At 34.0% G+C, this 250-nt stretch carries 1 protein-coding gene; it reads right to left on the bottom strand.

Annotation, left to right across the window (positions count from 1 at the left end; all coding sequences use genetic code 11):
• Positions 1 to 196 (bottom strand): hypothetical protein (locus SB775_RS32170; RefSeq protein WP_410865349.1); only part of this gene is annotated, 196 nt, incomplete at its 3' end.
• Between the last annotated feature and the right edge of the window lie 54 nt (positions 197 to 250).

Consider the following 250-nt stretch of genomic DNA (forward strand, 5'->3'; position numbering starts at 1 on the left):
CGGTAACGTTGCCGACTGCTTCATCAAATTTATCTTGTTTAAACTGAAGCAAAGAATGTTCTACATCGTTTTGAATGAGACTTCTCAAATATTCTGCACGAGTATACTTCCTCTTCAATTTCACACTTAATAATTCACATCTCTTATCAATATCTTTTATATACTTAGGATCAATACCTCTTAACAAGATGTCCATGTTATTACGTCCTTTCTGCTAAATGCATACCTAAAACAGTCGCATTTCCTCCTT

The organism is Peribacillus sp. SIMBA_075, from assembly GCF_046534585.1.